The following is a 20127-nucleotide window of genomic DNA, read 5'->3' as shown; positions in this document are numbered from 1 at the left end:
GATGGTAGGGCGCTATCTTGACCTGAAATGGCCCGTGACCCCTCTCCTTCCAGGAGAGGTCCGTCCTCCCTTTCCCTGGCGGCAGTTTTGTGAAAGGCCTCCGGGGCGGGAGGAATGGCGAAGGTGGGAGGTTCTCTTTCCGGTCCCTCCTCATGGCCTGGGCCTCCTCGCGGGGCGGCCTTCGGGGATCGTGGTTCTTGATATTGACGACCCGAGGGTTGCGGAGCGGTTGCACACGAAAATTCACTTCACAACGCCGTTCACGAAGACCAGGCGTGGCTTTCATTTCTACTTCTCCGCGGGGCAGGAGGAGATTCCTACCACCGTCCTCGACCTGCCAGGGATCGGCCTCGTTGAAGTGAAGGGCACCGGTTCGCTGGTGCCCCTGCCCCCCACGCAACACCGGAAAGATCCGAACTTCCGCTATACGTGGCTCCTGGCTCCCTGGGACGTGTCGGAGATTCCTCCTCTGCCGAAATTCGTCCTCGATGCAATCCGGGAAAAACAGCGTCTCAAAGAGCTTGCCCGGGCCGTGGGGACGGTGAAGTTCCCAAAGCCCGGTCGCAAGCTTACTCGGGAGGCTTTGGGGGAAATTCTGGCTGAGGTGGGAGCGGAGGCAGTCAAAGAGATCTCTCTCGGAGACCGGACGGCCTGGCGACTTAAGGCCTGCCCCCTGTGCGGGAAGTCGAAGGGCAATCCCTGGGTGATGACTGACACGGGCCGTCTTTTTGATTTCCGCACCACCTGCCCTGCCGCTAAGGAACAGGGCGGGCTCCCTCTGGCGGCCTGGTTAAGGGAACTGGGGCGGGAGGATCTCGTCGAGAATCTCGAGGTTGAAGAAGGCGAAGAGGCCCCTCCCCATGAAGTCCCCGCGGCCTCTGTAAGGGAGGCCCGGAGCCTCATCCTTGAGGTCTTGCGCGGGGGAGGTGACCTCATCGTCACGGTGCTCCCGGGAGTGGGGAAGAGCCGGACAACCCTTGAATGGCTCTGCCGAGAAGGGCCAAGGCCAGTGGTTTGGTCCGTGCCTACCCTTCGCCTCGCTCGAGAGCTAGGCGAGGAGGCCCGGGCTTTAACGGCGGAGCCGGTCGTAGTGTTTGAAGGCCGCAACGCACGGACTTGCTTGAAATGGGAAGAGGTGAAGCGCGCGCACGATTTGGGCTACGATTCAGGAGAGATCATCTGCCCTACCTGCCCTCATAACCCGAAAAACGCCGCTTTTAGCGAGAAGTGTGAGTTTTTGCGGCAGTTTGAGGGGATAAACCGCGAAAGAGGACTGTTTTTCGCCTCTCATAAGCTAGCCTGCCATCTGATTAAGGATTTTTTGAGGAAGGCTAAGTGTTGGATTCTCGACGAAGAACCCCACGGCCTCGTTGAAGTGGTGTCATGCCCTCTAGACGGCCTCCGCACCCTTCGGGCGATTTTCCGGGAGGACTCGGCTACAATGAGGCTGGCGGAGGCGGTGCTCAAGCTTGGAGATGAACTTCACCGGGCCACCAATGGCAAAAAGCTTTTAGAAGGTCGGATTTATGCCAGGCCGGTAGAGTTCGGACCCTGGGCGGGTAAAAAAAACCTCGCCGAGTGGCTTGACCTTGACCTCACGGAGCTTGGCCCGGTTATCCGAGACGAAATCACCCAGGTCTTCAAAACTTACCGGAAACCCGCGCTTTTCCGCAAGGGGATAAATCTTAACGCTTTCCGCTGGCTCGAGGAGGTCGTGGGCCAGGGGCAGGCCTACCTGGTAGCCCGCAAGAACCCCGCTAGACCGATCGAACTCCGCCGCGTGGTCAACCCCGTCCCAGACAAGTGGCGTGGCCGCCTGGTCGTGCTAGATGCCACGGCCTGCTCCCGGGTGGTGGAACGGGCTCTTAAAAGGCCGGGAATGCAGATCTTGGATATTCGGGTGCCTCTCGAAGTGCGGACGGCCTGGCTCAGACGGAGCGTGAGTAAAACGGCGGTTAGCCAGCAAAAAGGACAAAAAACAGCCATAAAGGCTTTGAAGGAGGCACTTAAGGCCATTAAAGCTGAGAAAATTCTAGTTTTCTGCCACCAGACGATAAAATCTAAAGTCGAAAAGGCTGTTGATCAAGACGGCCGTCGAATTGTAGTTAGTCACCATTTCGGAACAGATAGTAGAGGCACAAACGAATTTGAAAGCTACGATGCCGTTATCCTCCTCGGCCTGCCGGTGCCCTCTCCAGGCGCTTTTTACGACGTGGCCCTTGCGCTCGGGCTCTCCGCAGAGGAATGGACTGACTGGCTCGATCTCCTGGCCAGGGCTGAAGCCTGGCAAGAGGCGCACCGCATTCGCCCGGTCCGCTTCTCCGGTAAGAAAGTCCTTGTCATTGCGCCTCGCTGGCCCTTCCAGCCCTGGCTTGGTGGGCCTCGGGAGGTAATCGAGCCTCAGGAGGTCCGCGGAGCCCAGGATCTGAGCACGATAATTTTAGAGCTATGGGTTGCGGTTTTTTACTTCGTTTGGCGGGAGATCGCTCTGCTCTTGGGCATTGGGCGCAAGGAGGAGATCCCACCCCTTGAAGTCCGGGCGGAGCTCTGGCGGCGGATCGAGCAGGCTTATCCGGAGAAGGTGAGGGCCTTTTGGGAGCAGGTCGAGATTCTCTTAAAGGGCATTGGGAACCCCTTCGCTTCTCCCGAAACTTCCCAGGAAGTCCCCAGAAATAGGGAAGCAAAGGGGTTCCTGCCCCCCTATAAGAGATCTTTAAAGGGAACCGGGAACCCCTTGCCTCAAGGACAAATGGGAAATTCCGGGAATCCCAAGGGGGTCCCGCCCCCCTATAAAGAGATTTTTTTCTCGGGCCGGAAGTGGTGGCCCAAGCTTCTTGCCCGCCTCCGGAAGGCTCATCCTGACCTTCCTCTCTTCGAGGTCCAGATTCGGACCCCCGGTGGCCTGCAAAGGACACGAGGCCTGGGGGACATCGAGGCGGCCCAAGAGTTTTGCTGGGCTATCGGCTTGGAAATCAATGAAGATGCTTGGAGGGTTTGCGATGTTTGATGCCAAAACTTTTCTGTCCATGTTTGGCCTTAACCTCACCGATGAGGAGCTGGAGCAAGCCTTCATCCGGGTAGCCCAGCGAACCGGCCAACCCCTGATTGAGCAAAAGATGCCGGACGGCTCCTGGCGCATTGTAGGCGTTGGCTCGGTCAAGAAGATGCGACGCTTTTACAAGCGCACGGGGCTAAAGCCCAAGGTGTCCTTCAAAGATCTGCGCGAGAGGTGGGTCACGCAATAAAAAACCGTGGCCCAAAGACCACGGCTTGGAGAATGGATATGACGGGAATTGAGACTCTGAGCAAAGTAGTCCAAAAAGCCGGGACAGGTCAAGCCTTCCCCTGGCTCTTAGTGGAGCCAAAAAGCGATCTGCCTTTGAGGCCCTATCAGACCAGAGCTCTTGAGCGCATCTTGGGCGCCTACATCGACGGACGGCAATCGGTAGCGATTTCGCTCCCTACGGGTTGTGGCAAGACTATCGTTTTCCTCTCCCTTGCTCGGGGTGTAGTAGAAGCCGGAGGCCGTGTCCTCATCGTGGCCCATCGGGATGAGCTGATCTTGCAGCCCATTGAAAAGCTTTCCCTGGTGTGGCCGGAGGTTCCGGAGCCGGTAGTGATCAAGGCCGAGCGGTTCGATCCTGATCGTCCCATAGTCCTGGCCTCTATTCAAACCTTATGGCGTCGGCTTGACCGGCTCTCCCAGGGCTTTGATCTCTTCGTGATCGATGAGGCCCACCATGCGGCGGCAAGCACCTACAGAAAGGCCCTTGACCGGCTCTTTGAGCTTAACCCCACCATGAAGGTCTTGGGGGTTTCGGCGACTCTCTACCGCAAGGACGGAGAGAGCCTCCGAGAGGTCTTCGAGGAGGTAGCCTTTGAGTATTCCGTCCTTGAGGCTATAGCGGACGGCTTCCTGTGTGGGATTGACTACCGGGCGGTCAGGACCGGGTGCGATCTCTCCGAAGTATGGTTCGACTATCGGGCCGGGGACTTCTCCGTGAGTCAGCTGGCGGAGACAGTGAACACCACGGAGAGGAACCGTTTTGCCGTCGAGACCTGGCTTGAGCTGGCCCGGGGACGCAAAGCCATAGCCTTTTGCGTGGACATCAAGCACGCCTGCGATCTGGCCGAGACCTTTCGGGCCTACGGGGTAGAGGCTCAAACCGTGACCGGAGAGACACCTCTTGAGGAGCGTCGAGCCATGCTCAAGGCCTTCGCTCGGGGTGAAATCCCAGTCATCACAAACTGCCAGGTGCTAACTGAAGGGTTTGACGACCCCGCGGTGGACTGTCTTCTCCTGGCCCGTCCTACGGCAAGCAAGGCCCTATACGTGCAGATGGTGGGGAGAGGGCTCAGGCTCTACCCGGGAAAGAAGGACTGCCTGGTTATTGACCTGGTGGACAATTCGAGCCGCCACAGCCTGGTCTCCATTGCGGACCTTGATCCAAAATTCAAACGTCGTGTCGAGCTCGAAGAGGCCGTAGGAAGGGGAAGCCGTGAGAGTGTCCAGCTTGACCTTGCCCTGGCTTCCCAGATCCTTGGGGTGGAGGAGCGCCAGATCTTCGATCCTTCGGCTTTCTGTTGGGCAAAAGGGGAGCACGGTTGGGCGGCAAGCCTGGGAGATGGACGAACTCTCTACATCCGGCAGGTCAATAGGACCCGGAGAGGGGAGCTTTTCGTGCCTTACCTAATCGGGCGGAAAGGCATCCGGCCTCTCACTTCCCGCCCGGTGGATATCGAGCTGGCCTTTGGTGTGGCTAACGGAGTGCTCCGAGACCAAGGAGCGGCGGCCCTTTACAAGCCGGAGGCCTCCTGGAGGAACTATCCCCCCTCGGAGAGGCAGGTCGAGTTTTGCGAGCGGTGGGGTTTGCCCAGGCCTAAAACCAAGGGCGAGGCCTCGGACCTTATAACCCTGGCGATAGCCGAGTGGGCCTTCAAAAAGGGTATCAGGAGGGGGGCTCATGGACCGCTTGCTTAAATCGGGGCCCAAGTGTCGAAGCCCCACCGGCTGCGCTTTCTAGGGGTGGAGTTTCGGCTTAATACCAAAATTTTACAGGAGGTGAAAAATGAAGATCAAAGTCAAAAAGAAGTTTGAGAAAATACAGCGTGAGATCGAGAAAATCGAAGCCAAAATCCAAGATCTTGAGCAAAAGGCTGCGGCTCTCAAAGGGCAGAACGGAACCCTCAAGGAGGAGATCGGCGCAATCTTAGCCAAGATCAACCTTGGAGAACTCTCCGAAGATGCTCGGAAGGAAGCAGAGAAGAAGAGAAAGCGGATAGAGTCTAATGAGTTAGAGCTAGAAGGGCTCCGGTTGGCCTTGGAGAGCTTGAGAGAGCGGCTTGAAGAGAAACACAAAGAGCTCCAGCGTGTCCGCGTGGAAGTTTATCTTGAGCTGCGGAAGAAGGTGATTGAGCGCACCAAAAGGGAGCTGGAGCGTTACAACGAGAGAGCCCAAGAGCTCGCTAAGATCCATGCGATCTTAAAGCAGGGCCTCAATTGGCTTTCTAACATGGAATTCGCTATGCAGGACTTTGGCTACAAGCGGGACAAAAAACCGGAAGAAGCTTTGGGTAACCTCTTGGAGCAGCCTTGGACTCGCCCCCATGCCAAGGTTGAGGTTTTGCAGAAAGTCAACCCGGGACGTTTCGAGTACCGGCTATACTGGCCTTCTTTAGATGAGGCACTAAGGGAGGAAGGCCTCGACTTTCTGGCCCACAAGGTGGACCCTAGCCTTGACGAAGCCCGTAAGATCGAGGCCGTGGATTTGGCCCTGGGACTTCTTAAGTAATGTCCGGACCCGGTTCGCTTAAAACGGACCGGGCCTATCCTGACAAAAACACCTGGCGTGCCCAAAGGCCAAGACCGGCAAGAGGTGCATCTATGAACGTAAATGCCGTCTACTTAACGATGAGAAGCCGCTATATCCAAGACCCGTCTTGGGAAAACTTCTTCGCCCTTATTGGCTCCTTACTTTACAAGTTTCCGATCCTTTCCAAGGTCCCTCTTGGACTTAGGGAAGTGGAAGGTCTGATAAATGAATGCGGGCTCGAAGTGTGCGAGGTCCTCCTCAACGCTTGTCATGGTCTGGCTCTTGCCCTCAGTCCCTTAGAAAAGGTTCGTAAAAAGCTTAGAGAGGAAATTCAAACTCCGCCAGGGGTTGACTTAATAGACCAAGATCTAGCCAGAAAGGAAATTTTTTGGAAGTTGGTTAGGCACGCTAAACAAGGACAGAACAGACTCATTTTACTCAAAGCCGGGCTCGAGCCGAAGGTAAAGGCTTACGTCCTGGCTCATGAGCTTGGACATCACCTTCTAGGCCACGTCCTTGAGGAGTGCAAGGTGGAGGGTTGGCTCCAGGAGGTCCATGCCGATACTACAGCCGTTTGGTTGACCGGGCTCCCGAGCCCGTTTCGTTCAAAGGAGGAAAACCGCCTAATCGCTGAGCTGGTGGGCTACGACAAAAACAAGGCTGCGGCGGGCGGTTCTGCGTGAAACATCGCGGGTCCTTCCTGGGGGCTGGGCGGCAAAGGTCTCGGCCCTGCGCTTTTTCGCTATTTATGGAGCTACAAATCTTCTTGACGTCACTTTTAAGGGGTCGCTTTAGGGTTCCGGCCTGGGGTTCCCTCGGAAAGGCCTCTCTCCTCCCTCAGAATCGCCCCAGAATGGCTTTTCTCACCCCGATAGGAAAAATATAGAGAAGCCAGAGAAAGACGCTCAGAGGGAAGTATAAGTTTTTCAGGCCCAATCAAGCCCGATTAAGCCCAGACCGGTAGGTTTCCTCTAGTTTGGTGCTTCTCCACAAGAGGAGATGGTCCAGGTAGATGGCCGGGGTCTTTCTCTGAGTCCCGCCCAGGAAGACAATCGGCAAGCCCCACTCTCTCCACCTGGCCATGAGAGTATTCCGGCTACAGCCCACAAGCCGGGCAATGTTAGCCCAACCCTTGACCAGGCCAAAGGCTTCCTCAATCTCCCGCTTTAGCTCCGCTTTCGTCCTCGCCATGGCATCAAGTTAAGTATAATACGGGCTTTACCTCTTCCCGAACACTTTCCGGGCCAGTTCCTCTCTGGAGATGCTTTGCTTGTAGGCCGGGCATAGACCGCCGAGCCTCCGACACTCATACCGCCAACCGGAGACACGGTTAAGGTCAAGCACGTGAGCACCGTATGGGCACCTCACGGCGTCTTCTATCCCGAAAGGGCAGGGTTCGGGTTCGGTGGTCAGCATGAGACCACCTCCTCGATCCGGCCCGGCACCGAGGAGGCACCGGGCCGGAGAGCCTAAAAGAGCCACGCCAGAGCTAGGAAAAGCCCTTTACCCACCAGGGTGCCCATAGTCGCTATTCCGAAAAGCTTGAGGCCTTCCCAAAACATGGCATATCTTCCTTGTCTTCTTCCTCAAGGGCCTCCTCGACCAGGTTCTCCACTTGCTCTTCGGTTTCCTTTTTTACCTGCCAGGCCCTCTCTCTTGCCGGATCTTCCCAGGGCACCGTCCGGGTCAGGATCTCCCCAATCTTTTCTACCTCCTCGGCCAAGGTCTCCAGCCTCTCCTTGAGCTTTTCGGGGTTAGGGCCCAGTTTGGCAAGGAGGCTTATCTTGCGGGAGAGTCTATCGAGCCACTCACCGGTTAGTTTGCGGTTAAACTCCCAGGAAAGGCCATTTTCCGCCTGGGCCTTAGAGATTTTCTGGAGTAGGAGGCCCAGGGCTTCAAGGTCTCGGTCTGAGAGGATGGGGTTTTCGGCAAGCTCGGAGATGCCCTTGTAATCGAGGGCGTTCACGGCCTGGTGGTCCGGGGCCTCGCCCAGAGTTTCAGCCCACTTTTCCCGGAGGGCCAGAAGCTCATGGGCTGACCGCTGGCCCCGTGCCGCGGCCACCATGAGCCGCCCGATGGCTTCTCCTGCCCCAAAGGACGGGAGAAGGGCATCTCTAAGGGTTGCCTGGATTTGATTGTAATACTTGGGAAACGCTTGCTTTCTCATAGCTCCTCCCTCCTTTCGATGTGTTTAGACCAGAGAGCCAAGCTCCCGGATGTCCCCAATGGCCTGGTCTGTAATCACATAGGCTTCACCCTTAGCCACTAAGCGACGGGCCGTCTCAAGGGGCATTTGAGCCGTTACCATGATCCCGTTGCGCCAATACTGAACACGCTCCGTCTTCAACCCCATCGGGTCTCTCTTGGCTTGGCTCAGGTTTACTTTCGGGGGCCTCCCATTTTATTTGTCTAGCTATCTAGCTATATAGCACGCTAAAGCGAATATGTCAAGCGGTCTAGCTATCTTGCTTAAATTGGTATTGATAGCTATAATTTTTAATGGAGGGTAAAAATATGGGCGAACGCAAAATGTTTGCTACTCGGTTAGATCAAGACCTCTTGAAGGAGTTAAAGCACCTGGCTGTGGAGCAAAACCGCCGATTAAACGACCTCCTCGAGGAGGCCATGCGAGACCTCCTCCGCAAATACGGGAAGGAAGTCGAGGAGGGCCAGGGGAAAGGTTAACTTGTCCCTATCTTTTAATCATCTCGGGTTTACAAAATCATTTATTAGGGCCTATAATGTAAACCATGAAGACTTTAAAAAGGGAAGATCTCATTAAACTGGTAGGGGAAAGAATCAAGCGAGCAAGGAAAATAAGTAGGCTTAGCCTAAGAGCTTTGGCCAAGGAAGTTGGCCTCAGCCCTACCGCTATTTCCAAATATGAAAGGGGGCTAATAGCTCCCAACTCCCAAGTTATCATCAAGATAAGCCGAGCTTGCGGCTTAAACCCTGACTTTTTCTTAAAGCCACCGAAGAAGATCAAGTTTAGCCCGATAGAATATCGGGCCCATAGAAGCCTTCCCAAAAAGGAAAAAGAAGCCCTTTTTGAAAGAGTTAGAGCTTGGCTTGAGAACTATCTCGAAATAGAAGATCTCCTTGGGGAGTCCATAGAGTATGAACCTTTCGGTAGGGAAGTGGCCACTTACGAAGAAGTAGAAAGGGCCGCCGAAGAGTTAAGAAATCGGTGGGGCCTTGGGCTAGCTCCAATTGCCAGTTTGGTTACCCTGCTTGAGGACAAGGGCATAAAGGTAGGGCTTTTTGAGATGCCAGAGAAGTGTAGCGCTTTCGCTTTTTGGGCTAACGGAAACCCTGTTATAGCAGCCAATAGAGTTTTTCCTGGGGACCGTTTAAGGTTTTCTCTGGCCCATGAGCTTGGACATTTGGTTTTGAGGATTAAAGATAAACACCTAGAAGAAGAGAAAGCTTGTTTCCGGTTTGCTGGGGCCTTTTTAATTCCCCAAGCGGTAGCGGCCAGGGAGTTAAAGGCTTCCATGGGGTTAAGCGAGTTGGTTTTTCTCAAGCTCAAGTATGGCCTAAGCGTTCAGGCCTTAATCTACCGGGCAAGGGAGCTAGGAATCATTAACGAGAGAAGGTTTAGAGGTCTCTATCAAATGCTAAGAGCCAAGGGATGGCACAAGAGAGAACCTGGACCAGAATACCCCCGGGAAGAACCTTTGAGGTTTAAAAGGCTTGTGTGTAGGGCTTTAGAGGAAGGCTTTATCTCTCCGCTCAGGGCCAAAGAGTTGCTTGACCTTCCATCTGTTGAAGATTTACCCTGTAGATGATCCTGGTCCTCGATGCATCGGTTTTAATTGATTTATGCCACAGCGGCCTAACAGCTCTACTTAGTAATCTCGGTAAAATCGTAATAACAGACTTGGTTCTTTTTGAAATTGACGAGCCTTTACTGCCCGAATTTGAGGCCGAAGTTTTTGAGTTTGTAGATGTAACTGAGATTTTAGCGCTCCGTGCTGAACACCGGAGCCTTTCTTTGGCCGATGCTAGTGCCTTTTTGTGTGCTAAGGAGCTAACTGTTCAAAAGGAGGTAATCCTTTTAACCGGAGACAGTAAACTGAGGAAACTTTGTAAGGCTTGCAATATTCCTTATCATGGAATTTTATGGGTCCTGGATCAGTTCTTAAAAAGAGGTCTGATTTCTCCTAAAGTAGCTTGTCAGGCTCTTAAAAAGATCTTGGCTAAGGATAGCTGGTTGCCCAAAGAAGAAGTAAATAAGCGGCTTAAAGCATGGTGTTAATTCGTCCCAGCTCGAAAGAATCTCGCTCATCTCTGGCCTAAAATATATTAGGCTACAAGACTTCTCCATAACCTCACACCTTCTTCTTGCGTTTTCGGTCATGGTTTACCCCCATGGCCGTTTAGCCGAGATAGTTCAAAGGCTGTAAGCCTTGGTTTCCCTAGGTTTTCGGGACTTCGAGAGGGCTTCCCCGGCGGTGGCGCCGGCTTCGCGCGAGTTCAAAACGCCTTTTTTGGCGCAGGGGACGGACCCTTCGGCCCACCCTGCCCAGAAGGACCCGTCCACTAATGTGTCGAGGCATAGGCCAGATCCCAGGCATCAGCCAGGGTGTCCGTAACTCCGTGGTAACACCTTGCCCAAAAGCTCCAGGGGTCCGATCCGGGGGCCCCGTGCCTGGCGGCAAGATCCAGGGCCACCGCCTCAAGCCCCAGGGCCATCACCCGCCGCCTGGCCTCCGGTGGCAAACCTTCGCTTACCTCTTGAAGATGCTTAACTTCACTTTCCCATTCTGTCCTCCGACGCTGGCCCCGCACCTCCACGGGGCTTTTTCTTTAAGTAAAGGCTCCACGGCCTCAAGAAACCGCAAGATCAAAAAGGCTCAGCGCCTCAAAATGGGACATCTTCCTCTCCCTCCAGGGCCTCTCTCTTTAACCCCAGCACCCGTTGACTCCTTCCGCCGATCTTGACGACTTTGGTGGACACTTCCCAGGCCAGCAACCCTCGACGCTTAAGCTCTCCGTAAAACCCCTTGCCCAAGCGAATCGGAGGCCGGTTTAATTTGCCAAGGTGTGCGTTTAGTTCCTTCTCCGTAGCCTGGGGGAAAAGCCAAACCTCACCACCGCTCAGCACACCGATAACGGGCTTACGGAGATCTTCTTGGTATTCCTCTTTGGCCGGAATAACCGCCTGACCGGAAACTACAATCTCCTTCAAGGACTCTAAAAAAGTTCGACCGTATCAGTCTCCCTGACCCGGCCCAGGAAAGCATTAAGCATCTCCTTAAGGCCCAGGGCCAGGACTTGCGCCGGGTCCCTGGCGTCCAGGCCAAGAGAATCAAGAAAACCGAGAAAAACCGTAAGTGAAGTGTCCAAAATTGCAAAATTATCTACGGCCCGGAATAGCTCACGCTCCCGCAACGCCTCAAAGTGGGCGCTTTTCCACTTCTCCCGTAATTGCTCTTTGAGATAACAAGGAAGCTCAGGGGCCTTCTCCGAGAGGTAACGAACCCAGAGACTCCCAAGATGATTAAGGGGCTCGGCTCGGTCCTGGAGGGCCTGTAAATCTTCGGGATCGGGCCTCACATGGGGAACGACAAAAACCCGGCTCAAGGAGCTTTCCGAGAGCACCGGTAGAAACTCCAGGGTTATGACAGGGACCGCTTCAAAGGTTTTTTCACGATCCAATGCGGAGTTAGCCTTTAAGCGCCCCCGCTCTGAAGCATTACCAGTAACCCGGATCAGTCGATCCAGGGTCTCAAACAGGCGATGGTTTTCCTCCTGGTTCGATCCTGGGAAAAAATCATCAAAAAGGACTGGGAGATCCCGGAAGTAATACCCAAGAGCCAGGAGCCGGTTAGCCGTGGCCGTCCCAAATGTTTCGGGGCTTGTCCTCACCCAATCCTGCCCTAGAAAACTCAGGAAGGCCAGGGCCGTGAAGGCCAAGAACACACACAGGGCGGTGAGGTTGACCAGGATGTTTTTGTCCTTGGGTAGGCGGGGGCCGATGCTCGTCATAAAAACCGCCCCGAAAAGGTCCCCCAAGACCGTTTACCGCCATGAGAAAGCTAAAGCCTTTGGCCCCCACGCCGTAGTACTCCTTGGCCAGGACTGGGAGTAGGACGGCATAGGGCAGGAGGAAGATACTGGTTACGGCGATGAGCAAAAGGGTGGCCCGGATGGTGAGGTTTTGCCAGGCAAAGGCCTCCCTTATCCCCTACCAGGATTTTTGCTTGGGGGTGAGGTTTTCTCGGAAGACATTAGGCCCCTGGAGTAAGAATCCAGGAGCCCTGGAGAGGCTACCCCTTGGTCAAGGAGTTTCCTGGCTGTCCGGTGAGCTACAAAGAAACACGGGTCCTACCTGGCGCCAGTGGCGAGGGTCTTTTGCCCCGCGCCTTTCGTTCGAGTTTAAAACTCAAAAATTCGATTGCCACACGGAGAAGATATCTAAAGAATGGCCCTAGGCTTTGGAGTCCTAGCTTTGGAGTCTTAGGGAGCCGAGCTTGACAACACCGGCGGCAAAACCCTTTAGCGAGCCCAGGCCGGCTGCGGCTCGCGTTTTTTGTTTTGCAAGCCTGTAGGCGGTGATTGCAGACTTGCCTTTACTTCAAAGCCTGGCCGCGAGGCAATTTTCAGCCTGAAAGCCTCATATTTCCCCTCTGAGCGCTTTTTTTCGGCTTGCCATACCTACCTATCCGAGAAAAAAGCCTTTCTGAAGCTATTTGACGGCCTCAGAGATGCCTCCTCGACGAGGAGGATGGATTAAGCTTATTCCCCGTGCATTCGTCGCTTGGCGGTTCCCGGGTGCGTTAGCCGTGGCCAGAACTTTGCTTCCAGGTGGGGAATAGGTGGGGAAAGGAGTTTGCTCAAGGTGGCGATTCCCTGAAACCCTTGAAACTATTGGTGCCCCCGGCAGGATTCGAACCTGCGACTCCGGGATTAGGAATCCCGTGCTCTATCCTCCTGAGCTACGGGGGCATCTAAAGAATTGCTTGCCCTCCAATACCAGGGTTTCGGTATTTTCGCAATAAGGGTTCAAAAATGCGGTCAAAACGGGCCAATTGCCATCAGTTTTGCTTGCAGCAAGCTCTCCAAGGAATACTGGGAAGTCCATTTCGTGAAGTTTGGTGAGATTTCGTGTTCAAATTGCCTGCACTTTGCAGGCAATCGGCAGACAATTTCATTTCTCTCTACCCCTTGGGGGTTGGGATATATTAATTCGAGCAGAAAACACTCGACAATAGGGCCAATCTCTGGTATACAAGGATATGGACTCTAGCCCTCCAAAAGTTCCCAAAATAGACGCACGTAAACTTCCTCCCAAAGCTCAAGAAGCTTTGCGTTTTAGAGCCGTCCACGCCGTGTTGGAACAAGGAAAAACCCAGGAAGAAGTGGCCCAAATGTTGGGAATAGCCAGAACCACTGTGACTTACTGGCTAAAACTTTATCGCCAAGGTGGGGAGGAAGCCCTTAAAATCAAGCCTCGCGGACGTCCTAAGGGAGGAAAACTTTTGGGCTGGCAAGCAGCTACCATTTGTAGCATCATCCGGGACCGTTGTCCTGATCAGTTGAAGCTTCCCTTTTCCCTTTGGACCAGGGAGGCGGTGGGGCAACTGATAGAGAGGAAGTTTGGGATAAGGCTTTCGATATGGACGGTGGGCCGGTATTTGAGGCGATGGAATTTCACGCCGCAGAAGCCTTTGAAACGGGCCTATGAAAGAAATCCGAAGGAAGTAAAGGCCTGGCTTGAGAAGGAGTATCCCCGGATAAGGAAGAGGGCCAAGGAGGAAGGGGCAGAGATTTGGTGGGGAGATGAGACAGGGATCAGGTCAGATCATCAAGCGGGGAGGAGTTGGGCGCCGAGGGGAGAGACACCGGTGGTGGAGGTGAGCGGCAAGAGATTTCGATTCAATATGATTTCTGCCATCAACAACCGGGGGAAGCTTAAGTTTATGATTTTTAGGGAGAGATTTACGACAGAAGTTTTTCTTGAATTTTTAAGAAGGCTGATAAGATCACGAGAAAAGGGGCGGAAGATTTATCTTATAGTGGATAATCACCGTGTGCATCGGGCAAAGAGGATTAAGGAGTGGTTGAAGGGCAAAGAGGACGAGTTGGAACTGCATTATTTGCCGAGATACAGTCCGGAGCTTAATCCGGATGAGTATTTGAACCAGGATGTGAAGACGAATGCGGGGGGGAGGCGCCGGAAGCGGAGCATGGAGGAGATGGAGGGTAATGTACGCAGCTATCTTATGAGCACGCAGAGGCAGCCGGAGATAGTAAGGAGTTACTTTCGTGCTCCGATGGTAAGGTATGCCTTAGATTGATGTCGACTATTTTGTGCTCTGATTAATAATTCATCCGAACAAGGGGCGAATAGATGGCCTAAGGCCTTTTTAAGATTCCAAAGACCTCGGCGTAATTGGAGACTTGTTCCTCGAGACCTTGGTCATACCGAATGGCAATAACCCGGTATCCGAGACTTCGCAGTTCCTGACGGATTTTTTGGTCTTGCTCCTGTTGATCCGGGTGATCATGAACCTCGCCATCGCAAAAAACACATACATTGGGTTCATAAAAGAAGTCCACCAAACAACGAGGCTCCTTTATGGGTTTTTGGGCCTCGTCGGGAAGGCGCAAGCCCCTTTCGTAAAGGAAACCCAGGAAATGTCTTTCTAAGGGAGAACGAGGATCTATCCGGTCTAGAAGCCATTGGTAGTGCTCGTCTCTGCTCTTTTCTCCGTGTTTGAGTTTCACCGGTGCCTCTTTAAGCTGCATCAGAAAGTCCTTAACCCGGTGCCGATTGAGGTATTTGCCCACAAGCTGATTGGAAAAACTGAGCAGACATTCGTAACAGGCGAAGTGATCGTCTTCTGCAAGATCTTTTCCGCTTTCAGGATCAAAGTGGAGGATTTTCAGGGCCTCAACCGCCACCTCTGCCAAAGCCTGAGGGTCCTCCAAGAGGCGGCGCAATACCCCGGCCCCACCTTCAGAAGCCTCGTAAAACAAAATGGCTCTCCCTTCTCCCTGCCCCACGGCCTCGGCCACCAGTTCAGAGTCCTCAAGTTGAAAGACCTTCTCGATTCCCCTTTCAAGCGCATACATGAGCGTGGTCTCAAACACGAGATCATTCCTTAGGGTTTCGTCTTTCAGTTGCAAGCGCAAAAGGTTTTGGGTATCCCAGACACCGAGCTTCACCCGGCTTATATTTTCCCTTTCCGCTGCGCGCATAGTCTCGACTTCGTTTTCGTTTGTTAAGTCTCCGGTTTCGAGGTTTACGAGAAAACCCTCCGTCCGCCGCGTCCGCCAGCCATGATTAACGACCAAGATGGTAGCTGAAGGGGCATATTGGAGTTCCAAAAGCTCGGGAACTTCTCCTTCAATAAGGCGTAGCCCGCCTTCCGCAGGGGCAAAACGATAGGCTATCTGGAGCACGTAGCCCTGGCGGATTCGTTCTTCTTCGTTACAGGTTATTCTTTCCCGGCGTCTCAAAGAAACATTGGGCATTTCCAAAAGGCGAATGATTTCTGAAGTTGATCCGTCAAAGACAATACCACAGACCGGACAGCAGTCGTCTTCGGCGTTGGTAAAAGCCGAACAATTGAGGCAAATTTTCTTGAAACTTAATCGCTTTCGAAGCCCTCCCGGAGGGGTCTGGAATTTTCTAACCTCCCACTTAGACCCTTCGTGGTAAACGATATTTTGTGGTCCGAACTCCCGGATAGCCAGGAATCTGGGGCGAGAAATAAACTCGCCTTGTTCTCCCCGCGGCACCCAGGCCCTTACCGGTAAAGCCGGAAAATTATATCCGGGGAGAAAGCCTTCGCTGGCGAGATAACGATAAGGATAAAAATCTCCTTCCTCCCGAGCCACTCCTTCCTGGAGGAGAAGATTTCTTTGTCGCAGGGCCTCTTCTTGAAGGTGCCGCCCTCTTTCCTGATCTTCTTTTTTGGTGCTCCACATGAGCTGTTGAGCTTCTTTCAACTGGGCGTTTGCGGCCTTAAAAAGTTCGCGCCAGCGGTCAAAGGCCCGGTCAAAGGTCTCCGCGGCGTTATTAATCTTGGTTTCAAGCCAATTTTCACTAAACCAGCCTGCCTTCTTTAGTTCTTCCTGGTCCTGGGCCAAGATGTTTTCTAACCGAAGACGAAGTTCGCCTAAACGCCGGTCGGAAAGCTCTAATTGGGATCTGACGGTCTCTTTTAAAGGCAAATCTTCTTGTTCGAGCTCAATCACTTCCTGGATAGAATTCCTTAAAGGAAGGCTTACTTGGGCCAACCATTCCGCGTGAAGGTGGGCTTCGATGAGGGCTTCGTTGGTAAGGTCAATCCTTGGGGCTCTAACGTTTCCGGCCACCATCTCCTGGCGGTTTTTAAAGAAGTATTGGTCGTGCGGGCTGTAAGCTCCACAATAGGCGACGATCAAGCCTGGTTGACCCTGCCTGCCGGCCCGCCCGCTGCGCTGGGCGTAGTTGGCCGGGGTAGGAGGGATGTTTCGTAAGTGCACGGTATCAAGGTCGGCGATATCTATACCAAGCTCCATGGTGGGAGAACAGACCAGATAAGGCAGGGGAGGCTTCTCTTCTCCCCTAAAGCGCCTTTCGCGTCTTTCTCTTTCCCTAGGGGTTACCACCTGGGCGGTGTGTTCCCGGGCCTCAAAATAGGCTAAATTTCGGGCCCCTTCCTGATAAAATTTGAGAAAGAATTTGTTTACTTCAGAAGTTCGTTTTGTGCTCCGCTTGCTCCAAACAGGGTCAGGAGGAGGCGGGGTTCCGTCTCCAAGGACCCACCGCATACAAGAAGACTCCAGCCGAAAGCATTGGTGTTCTCCTTTGTTTTCGATCCTTCGGAGATAGCCCTGCTTAAGGAGCAACTCAAGAACATGGTCTAAAAAGAGTTCTGTTTCCTGAGGGGAAAGGCTTAGCGTGCGCTGAATATAACGCCCCAAAAGAGAACGGGAAGTAAGTTTAAAATGGGGAACATTGGGCAGAAACCCGTTTCCTCTTGGGCGTACCATAAGGCTTGCCCTGAGCATAGACGGATTGTCAGGGTCAAGCCCCCAGAATTCATTTAAGTACTCTTGGGAGCGACGTCTCAGAGAAGATTGGTGCTTAGGATTAAGGGCCTTTGTTTCAATGGCCAGACGTTTCCTAAAATAGTCAAGAACGGCCTTTAAGACCTCTTTTCTCTCTGCAGGCGCTGCTTCGTCTAAGCCCGGTATGTCTTCAAATAGCTCCTCTCTTTCGACCAGTTCCGAAAGGCCCAGATATTCCAGGCGGAGGAGACCAACGTCTTCCAGGTTCGGTTGGGTAACCCTCCAGCCGCGGCGGAGGTCTTCGTATATTCGGTATTCCGTCAAGCTCTCAAAAGTCGTCCAAACTTCCTGGGCTTGAGAACTTTGAGGATCAAGTTCCGGGTTTTGGGCTATGGCGCCGATTTCAAGCCCCAGATGATTGACCACTTCCCGGGCCACGTTGTCGAATTGTAATTGGCCATGCTCTTTGAGGGCCTGATAAAGGGCTGAGCGAAGCATGGCCACCCGAACAAAATCATTAAAGTGGCCAGCCTGAAGGGAAGCGTCTTGGCGGTTGTCCGTGAAAGATAAAAGTTTTGCTTCTAGGGCCCCGGTCTCCCGGGCCCTTCGCAAGAAGGAAAGGGCTAAGACCGTGGTGGCCGAAGACCTGCCTTCCGTAGAAAGAGCGGCTAGTTTGGAATATTCACCTTCACGGGCGGTGTAATACTCCCCACACCGGGGGCAGATCCAAAACCGCTCTGCCTGCCACCACATGGGTACCGCCCCTTCTACCTCATCCCAGGAGAATCTTCCGTCAGGAAAAACCCAAACTAGACGTGGGACCCTATCTTTCCACGGATTTTTAAGTCTTCCCCTACGATCACGCCATTCAGAAGGAATGAGTTCTTCAAGCTCGGGCAGGTCCGGAGAATGGGGAGTGAGATACCCCTTCAGGCCCTCTTCGGTATAATCTTCCCCTGGGAGGGCGGCTTCAAACTGGTCTTCGGATCTTTGGACTACGCAATAATGATCCTGGCCGCAGATACGACAGAAGCGAAGCGGGGCCCAGAGGGTATCTTCCTCCTGGGTGATCTGTCGCTCCAGGCTAAAACGCCTTTTCTCAAGGGGCTCAAGGGTGGCGTAAACGGCTTGCCCCTGACTGATAAATTGATGGAGCTTAAAAGCCAAAAGAGGCGGTTCTCCGGGAACCTGAAAACGTATGCCGTGAAGGAGAGCTGCACGGAGTTTGTTCAAACATTCTTCTTCCTCTTTCCCGAGTAAGGAAGCTAGCTTTTTGGCCACTTCGGAAAGGGGCCTTGGTTCCCGGCGAACAAGTGCACCGTCCCTTTCCTCAAGCCCCATTTCATATTCCAGATACCGGACCAGGGGATGTTTCAGATAAGCATTCCTTTCCTCAGGAAAAGGCCGGGCGAAACCCTCTTTAAGCTCTTCCTCGGAAGGAGGCCCCCCGACGGTTACAGGCTCTAAAGTTTCGTCGATGATGTCGTTTGCCCCAAAAGGATGGCCGAAGAACCGGGAAGCGAATTCGGCCACCGCAGCCCGCCTTTCTTCTAAGCTGGCCTGGCGCGAGGCCACCATGGTCGCACTGGTACCGATGTGGATGATGGGCTTGCGGTTTAGTCTGGCCTTAAACCTCCTTACCAGCATGGCCACATCGGCCCCCTGACGCCCGCGATAGGTATGCAGTTCGTCAAAGATCAGGAAAAATGGAGCCTCCCTTTTAGAGGCGGAGGTGAGGAGAGGCCGATCCTCAGGGCGCACAAGGAGGAGTTCGGCCATAACGTAGTTGGTGAGAAGAATATGAGGAGGGTTGCGGCGGATCTTTTCTCTTTCTTCTTCGGGTGTCTCTCCGGTGTAGCGTTTAAAAGTTATAGGAAAGTCCTTGCCAGTTCTTTTAAAATAAGAGCGAGAGAGCTCCTCTAAAGTGGCAAGCTGGGAATTGGCCAAAGCGTTTAAAGGATAAATGATCAAGGCTACGGGACGGGGGAGATCAGGCTCGCGGAGGATAGCGTCAATGATAGGGATAAAGTAGCAGAAGCTTTTTCCGGAGCCGGTACCTGAGGTGACCACAAAGCTTTGGGCTGCCGCTGCTTTGCGGATGGCCTCTACTTGATGCTGATAAAGCTCAAAGGCCTTGCCCTCTTTGGTACGGAAAATCTGAGCTGTTTCCGGGTGCAAAAGGCCTTCCGCTGCCAGGTCGTCTACCGTGGCCGTCCGTTTGTAAGCAGGGGAGAGCTGGATCAAAGGCTCAGGCCAAAGGTGTTCTTCATGCACTAAGGCCTGTTCTATGAATTCCCGGGCCCTTTCATCCGTGATCTGAATAAAGGATTGCACAAAATCCCGGTAATCATTGATGACCAGTTGGTGCAGGTCAAAGATGGAGGCGCTCATTTTTGCTCCTCAGGTCTTTTGGCTTTTATTTTCGCGCTTGGCCGTTATTTCCTAAATTTTATTTCACTTTATTAAGCGCACCCACGGCATTACTTTTTGTACGCTTCGTACCAAACGTTTATCAGCCGTCCAGAATTCAGCCCCGAGCCGTTCAGCCAAAGCCAAATAGTGGGCGTCATATGTTGCTGGCAGAGAAAGCTTCTTGGCTAGATTTAAAGCACGCTGGTGTAAATCCGTATCTCCATAAAGATCAATATTCAGTTTTAAAGCCAGTTCCAGCAATTCGGAGGCTTCCTCAGCTAAAAGTTCTCCGTGAACGACATAGCGGTACAGAGCATTAGTTACTTCGTAGTATAGCAATGAAGGAGCCACTATCGGACGCCCATCCTCGTGCCATGCTATCCACAAGCGCATAACAGGAGAATGAGGATCGGTACTTTCCAGAAGCCTTATGACAAAACTTGCATCAACGCAGACGGGGGAGCTGGGCATCTCTTTCCTCACGCAGCTCGCGGATGATATCTTCAGGCGGGGTAAGGGGTTCTCCTTTTCTGCGGGATTTTATGCGGGTCCCCAAACGTAAAATCTCTTTAACGGTTTCGCGCCAGGTTTCTTTTTTCTGGGCAGCCTTAAGACGTTCATATTCTTCTACGGAAAGAAGCACTACGTAGGGCTTTCCACCCCTTTCTACAAGAACAGGCTCCCCCTCCTCCACCACCCTTCGGATAAGCTCTCCAAAACGAATCCGGGCTTCGGTAGCGCTAACCACGCGTTTCAAAATCTCTACCTCCCAAAATAATTAATCAACCAATTAATCAAATTTTGGCCAGTTTATTTGTGGAAGTCAATATGATAAGTCCACTCCAGACTCGCCAGTAGCGGAGCAATGTTGCAAAAAGTTATTAATTAAATTACG

The 20127-nt window shown here is 53.2% G+C and carries 19 protein-coding genes and 1 tRNA gene; 10 read left to right on the top strand and 10 right to left on the bottom strand.

Annotated elements, in window-relative coordinates; translation table 11 throughout:
* The first annotated feature begins 1 nt into the window (after nt 1).
* From G4V39_RS02370 to G4V39_RS02345, 6 genes are all read left to right on the top strand, one after another.
* Nucleotides 2-3007: a bifunctional DNA primase/polymerase gene (locus G4V39_RS02370; protein ID WP_166031411.1), complete on the top strand. Its 3006-nt coding sequence runs from the start codon at nt 2-4 to the stop codon at nt 3005-3007.
* Entirely contained in the window at nt 3000-3245 is a 246-nt protein-coding gene (locus tag G4V39_RS02365; protein ID WP_166031410.1) for a hypothetical protein, read from the top strand. The genes G4V39_RS02370 and G4V39_RS02365 overlap by 8 nt, the downstream gene beginning before the upstream one ends.
* Before the next feature lie 38 nt (nt 3246-3283).
* Nucleotides 3284-4981, top strand: coding sequence for a DEAD/DEAH box helicase (locus G4V39_RS02360; RefSeq protein ID WP_166031409.1), 1698 nt, complete (start codon nt 3284-3286; stop codon nt 4979-4981).
* An 88-nt stretch (nt 4982-5069) separates the two neighbouring features.
* Nucleotides 5070-5792 (top strand): coiled-coil domain-containing protein 22, encoded by a 723-nt coding sequence (locus G4V39_RS02355; protein ID WP_166031408.1) that lies wholly within the window; start codon nt 5070-5072, stop codon nt 5790-5792.
* Between the two features lie 92 nt (nt 5793-5884).
* Nucleotides 5885-6496 carry an ImmA/IrrE family metallo-endopeptidase gene (locus tag G4V39_RS02350; RefSeq protein WP_166031407.1) on the top strand — a complete coding sequence of 204 codons (612 nt, stop codon included), beginning with the start codon at nt 5885-5887 and terminating at the stop codon, nt 6494-6496.
* Nucleotides 6497-6812: 316 nt separating this feature from the next.
* Nucleotides 6813-6983: a hypothetical protein gene (locus tag G4V39_RS02345; protein WP_166031406.1), complete on the top strand. Its 171-nt coding sequence runs from the start codon at nt 6813-6815 to the stop codon at nt 6981-6983.
* A gap of 48 nt (nt 6984-7031) precedes the next feature.
* Here G4V39_RS02345 and G4V39_RS02340 read toward each other — a convergent pair whose 3' ends face one another.
* Genes G4V39_RS02340 through G4V39_RS02330 form a run of 3 tightly spaced genes read right to left on the bottom strand, consistent with a single transcriptional unit; the run spans nt 7032 to nt 8160 of the window.
* Nucleotides 7032-7295, bottom strand: a complete 264-nt coding sequence (locus G4V39_RS02340; protein WP_166031405.1) for a hypothetical protein — start codon at nt 7293-7295, stop codon at nt 7032-7034.
* A gap of 46 nt (nt 7296-7341) precedes the next feature.
* Nucleotides 7342-7980: a hypothetical protein gene (locus G4V39_RS02335; RefSeq protein ID WP_166031404.1), complete on the bottom strand. Its 639-nt coding sequence runs from the start codon at nt 7978-7980 to the stop codon at nt 7342-7344.
* A gap of 24 nt (nt 7981-8004) precedes the next feature.
* Complete coding sequence (locus G4V39_RS02330; RefSeq protein ID WP_166031403.1) at nt 8005-8160, bottom strand: hypothetical protein; 156 nt, start codon at nt 8158-8160, stop codon at nt 8005-8007.
* A 167-nt stretch (nt 8161-8327) separates the two neighbouring features.
* On the opposite strand from G4V39_RS02330, the gene G4V39_RS02325 reads away from it, so the two are divergent.
* The 3 genes from G4V39_RS02325 (at nt 8328) to G4V39_RS02315 (ending at nt 10071) form a co-directional block, all read left to right on the top strand.
* Entirely contained in the window at nt 8328-8498 is a 171-nt protein-coding gene (locus G4V39_RS02325) for a ribbon-helix-helix domain-containing protein (protein WP_166031402.1), read from the top strand.
* Nucleotides 8499-8563: 65 nt separating this feature from the next.
* On the top strand, nt 8564-9601 hold the full coding sequence (locus G4V39_RS02320; RefSeq protein ID WP_166031401.1) for a helix-turn-helix domain-containing protein: 1038 nt from the start codon (nt 8564-8566) through the stop codon (nt 9599-9601).
* Entirely contained in the window at nt 9598-10071 is a 474-nt protein-coding gene (locus tag G4V39_RS02315; protein ID WP_166031400.1) for a PIN domain-containing protein, read from the top strand. Before G4V39_RS02320 ends, G4V39_RS02315 begins: the two co-directional genes overlap by 4 nt.
* Nucleotides 10072-10355: 284 nt before the next feature.
* Here the strand turns inward: G4V39_RS02315 and G4V39_RS02310 are convergent, their stop codons facing one another.
* The 4 genes from G4V39_RS02310 to G4V39_RS02295 all read right to left on the bottom strand — a co-directional run bounded on the left by G4V39_RS02310 (nt 10356) and on the right by G4V39_RS02295 (nt 12764).
* Nucleotides 10356-10604 (bottom strand): hypothetical protein, encoded by a 249-nt coding sequence (locus G4V39_RS02310; RefSeq protein ID WP_166031399.1) that lies wholly within the window; start codon nt 10602-10604, stop codon nt 10356-10358.
* Between the two features lie 73 nt (nt 10605-10677).
* The gene (locus G4V39_RS02305; RefSeq protein ID WP_166031398.1) at nt 10678-11004 is read right to left on the bottom strand and encodes a hypothetical protein; all 327 of its coding nucleotides are present in this window, start codon (nt 11002-11004) and stop codon (nt 10678-10680) included.
* A gap of 5 nt (nt 11005-11009) precedes the next feature.
* Nucleotides 11010-11804, bottom strand: a complete 795-nt coding sequence (locus G4V39_RS02300; protein ID WP_166031397.1) for a hypothetical protein — start codon at nt 11802-11804, stop codon at nt 11010-11012.
* An 883-nt stretch (nt 11805-12687) separates the two neighbouring features.
* Nucleotides 12688-12764: transfer RNA gene (locus tag G4V39_RS02295), tRNA-Arg, on the bottom strand.
* A 290-nt stretch (nt 12765-13054) separates the two neighbouring features.
* On the opposite strand from G4V39_RS02295, the gene G4V39_RS02290 reads away from it, so the two are divergent.
* On the top strand, nt 13055-14116 hold the full coding sequence (locus G4V39_RS02290) for an IS630 family transposase (RefSeq protein ID WP_166031123.1): 1062 nt from the start codon (nt 13055-13057) through the stop codon (nt 14114-14116).
* 58 nt (nt 14117-14174) lie between these two features.
* Here the strand turns inward: G4V39_RS02290 and G4V39_RS02285 are convergent, their stop codons facing one another.
* The 3 genes from G4V39_RS02285 to G4V39_RS02275 all read right to left on the bottom strand — a co-directional run bounded on the left by G4V39_RS02285 (nt 14175) and on the right by G4V39_RS02275 (nt 19980).
* Nucleotides 14175-19211 carry a DEAD/DEAH box helicase gene (locus tag G4V39_RS02285; RefSeq protein WP_166031396.1) on the bottom strand — a complete coding sequence of 1679 codons (5037 nt, stop codon included), beginning with the start codon at nt 19209-19211 and terminating at the stop codon, nt 14175-14177.
* A gap of 63 nt (nt 19212-19274) precedes the next feature.
* Entirely contained in the window at nt 19275-19703 is a 429-nt protein-coding gene (locus G4V39_RS02280; protein WP_166031395.1) for a type II toxin-antitoxin system VapC family toxin, read from the bottom strand.
* Nucleotides 19678-19980, bottom strand: a complete 303-nt coding sequence (locus G4V39_RS02275; protein ID WP_246169780.1) for a type II toxin-antitoxin system Phd/YefM family antitoxin — start codon at nt 19978-19980, stop codon at nt 19678-19680. The genes G4V39_RS02280 and G4V39_RS02275 overlap by 26 nt, the downstream gene beginning before the upstream one ends.
* Nucleotides 19981-20127 lie beyond the last annotated feature (147 nt).

Origin of the sequence: Thermosulfuriphilus ammonigenes, assembly GCF_011207455.1 — a bacterium.
In the GTDB taxonomy this organism is placed as follows: domain Bacteria; phylum Desulfobacterota; class Thermodesulfobacteria; order Thermodesulfobacteriales; family ST65; genus Thermosulfuriphilus; species Thermosulfuriphilus ammonigenes.
This window is presented reverse-complemented; position numbering and strand designations above follow the sequence as displayed.

Bases quoted from the DNA above. Each gene is read 5' to 3' on its own strand.
- G4V39_RS02335 (WP_166031404.1), bottom strand. From the start codon at position 7,980: ATGAGAAAGCAAGCGTTTCCCAAGTATTACAATCAAATCCAGGCAACC.
- G4V39_RS02285 (WP_166031396.1), bottom strand. From the start codon at position 19,211: ATGAGCGCCTCCATCTTTGACCTGCACCAACTGGTCATCAATGATTAC.
- G4V39_RS02320 (WP_166031401.1), top strand. From the start codon at position 8,564: ATGAAGACTTTAAAAAGGGAAGATCTCATTAAACTGGTAGGGGAAAGA.
- G4V39_RS02360 (WP_166031409.1), top strand. From the start codon at position 3,284: ATGACGGGAATTGAGACTCTGAGCAAAGTAGTCCAAAAAGCCGGGACA.
- G4V39_RS02370 (WP_166031411.1), top strand. From the start codon at position 2: ATGGTAGGGCGCTATCTTGACCTGAAATGGCCCGTGACCCCTCTCCTT.
- G4V39_RS02280 (WP_166031395.1), bottom strand. From the start codon at position 19,703: ATGCCCAGCTCCCCCGTCTGCGTTGATGCAAGTTTTGTCATAAGGCTT.
- G4V39_RS02345 (WP_166031406.1), top strand. From the start codon at position 6,813: ATGGTCCAGGTAGATGGCCGGGGTCTTTCTCTGAGTCCCGCCCAGGAA.
- G4V39_RS02290 (WP_166031123.1), top strand. From the start codon at position 13,055: ATGGACTCTAGCCCTCCAAAAGTTCCCAAAATAGACGCACGTAAACTT.
- G4V39_RS02350 (WP_166031407.1), top strand. From the start codon at position 5,885: ATGAACGTAAATGCCGTCTACTTAACGATGAGAAGCCGCTATATCCAA.
- G4V39_RS02355 (WP_166031408.1), top strand. From the start codon at position 5,070: ATGAAGATCAAAGTCAAAAAGAAGTTTGAGAAAATACAGCGTGAGATC.
- G4V39_RS02365 (WP_166031410.1), top strand. From the start codon at position 3,000: ATGTTTGATGCCAAAACTTTTCTGTCCATGTTTGGCCTTAACCTCACC.
- G4V39_RS02315 (WP_166031400.1), top strand. From the start codon at position 9,598: ATGATCCTGGTCCTCGATGCATCGGTTTTAATTGATTTATGCCACAGC.
- G4V39_RS02300 (WP_166031397.1), bottom strand. From the start codon at position 11,804: ATGACGAGCATCGGCCCCCGCCTACCCAAGGACAAAAACATCCTGGTC.
- G4V39_RS02325 (WP_166031402.1), top strand. From the start codon at position 8,328: ATGGGCGAACGCAAAATGTTTGCTACTCGGTTAGATCAAGACCTCTTG.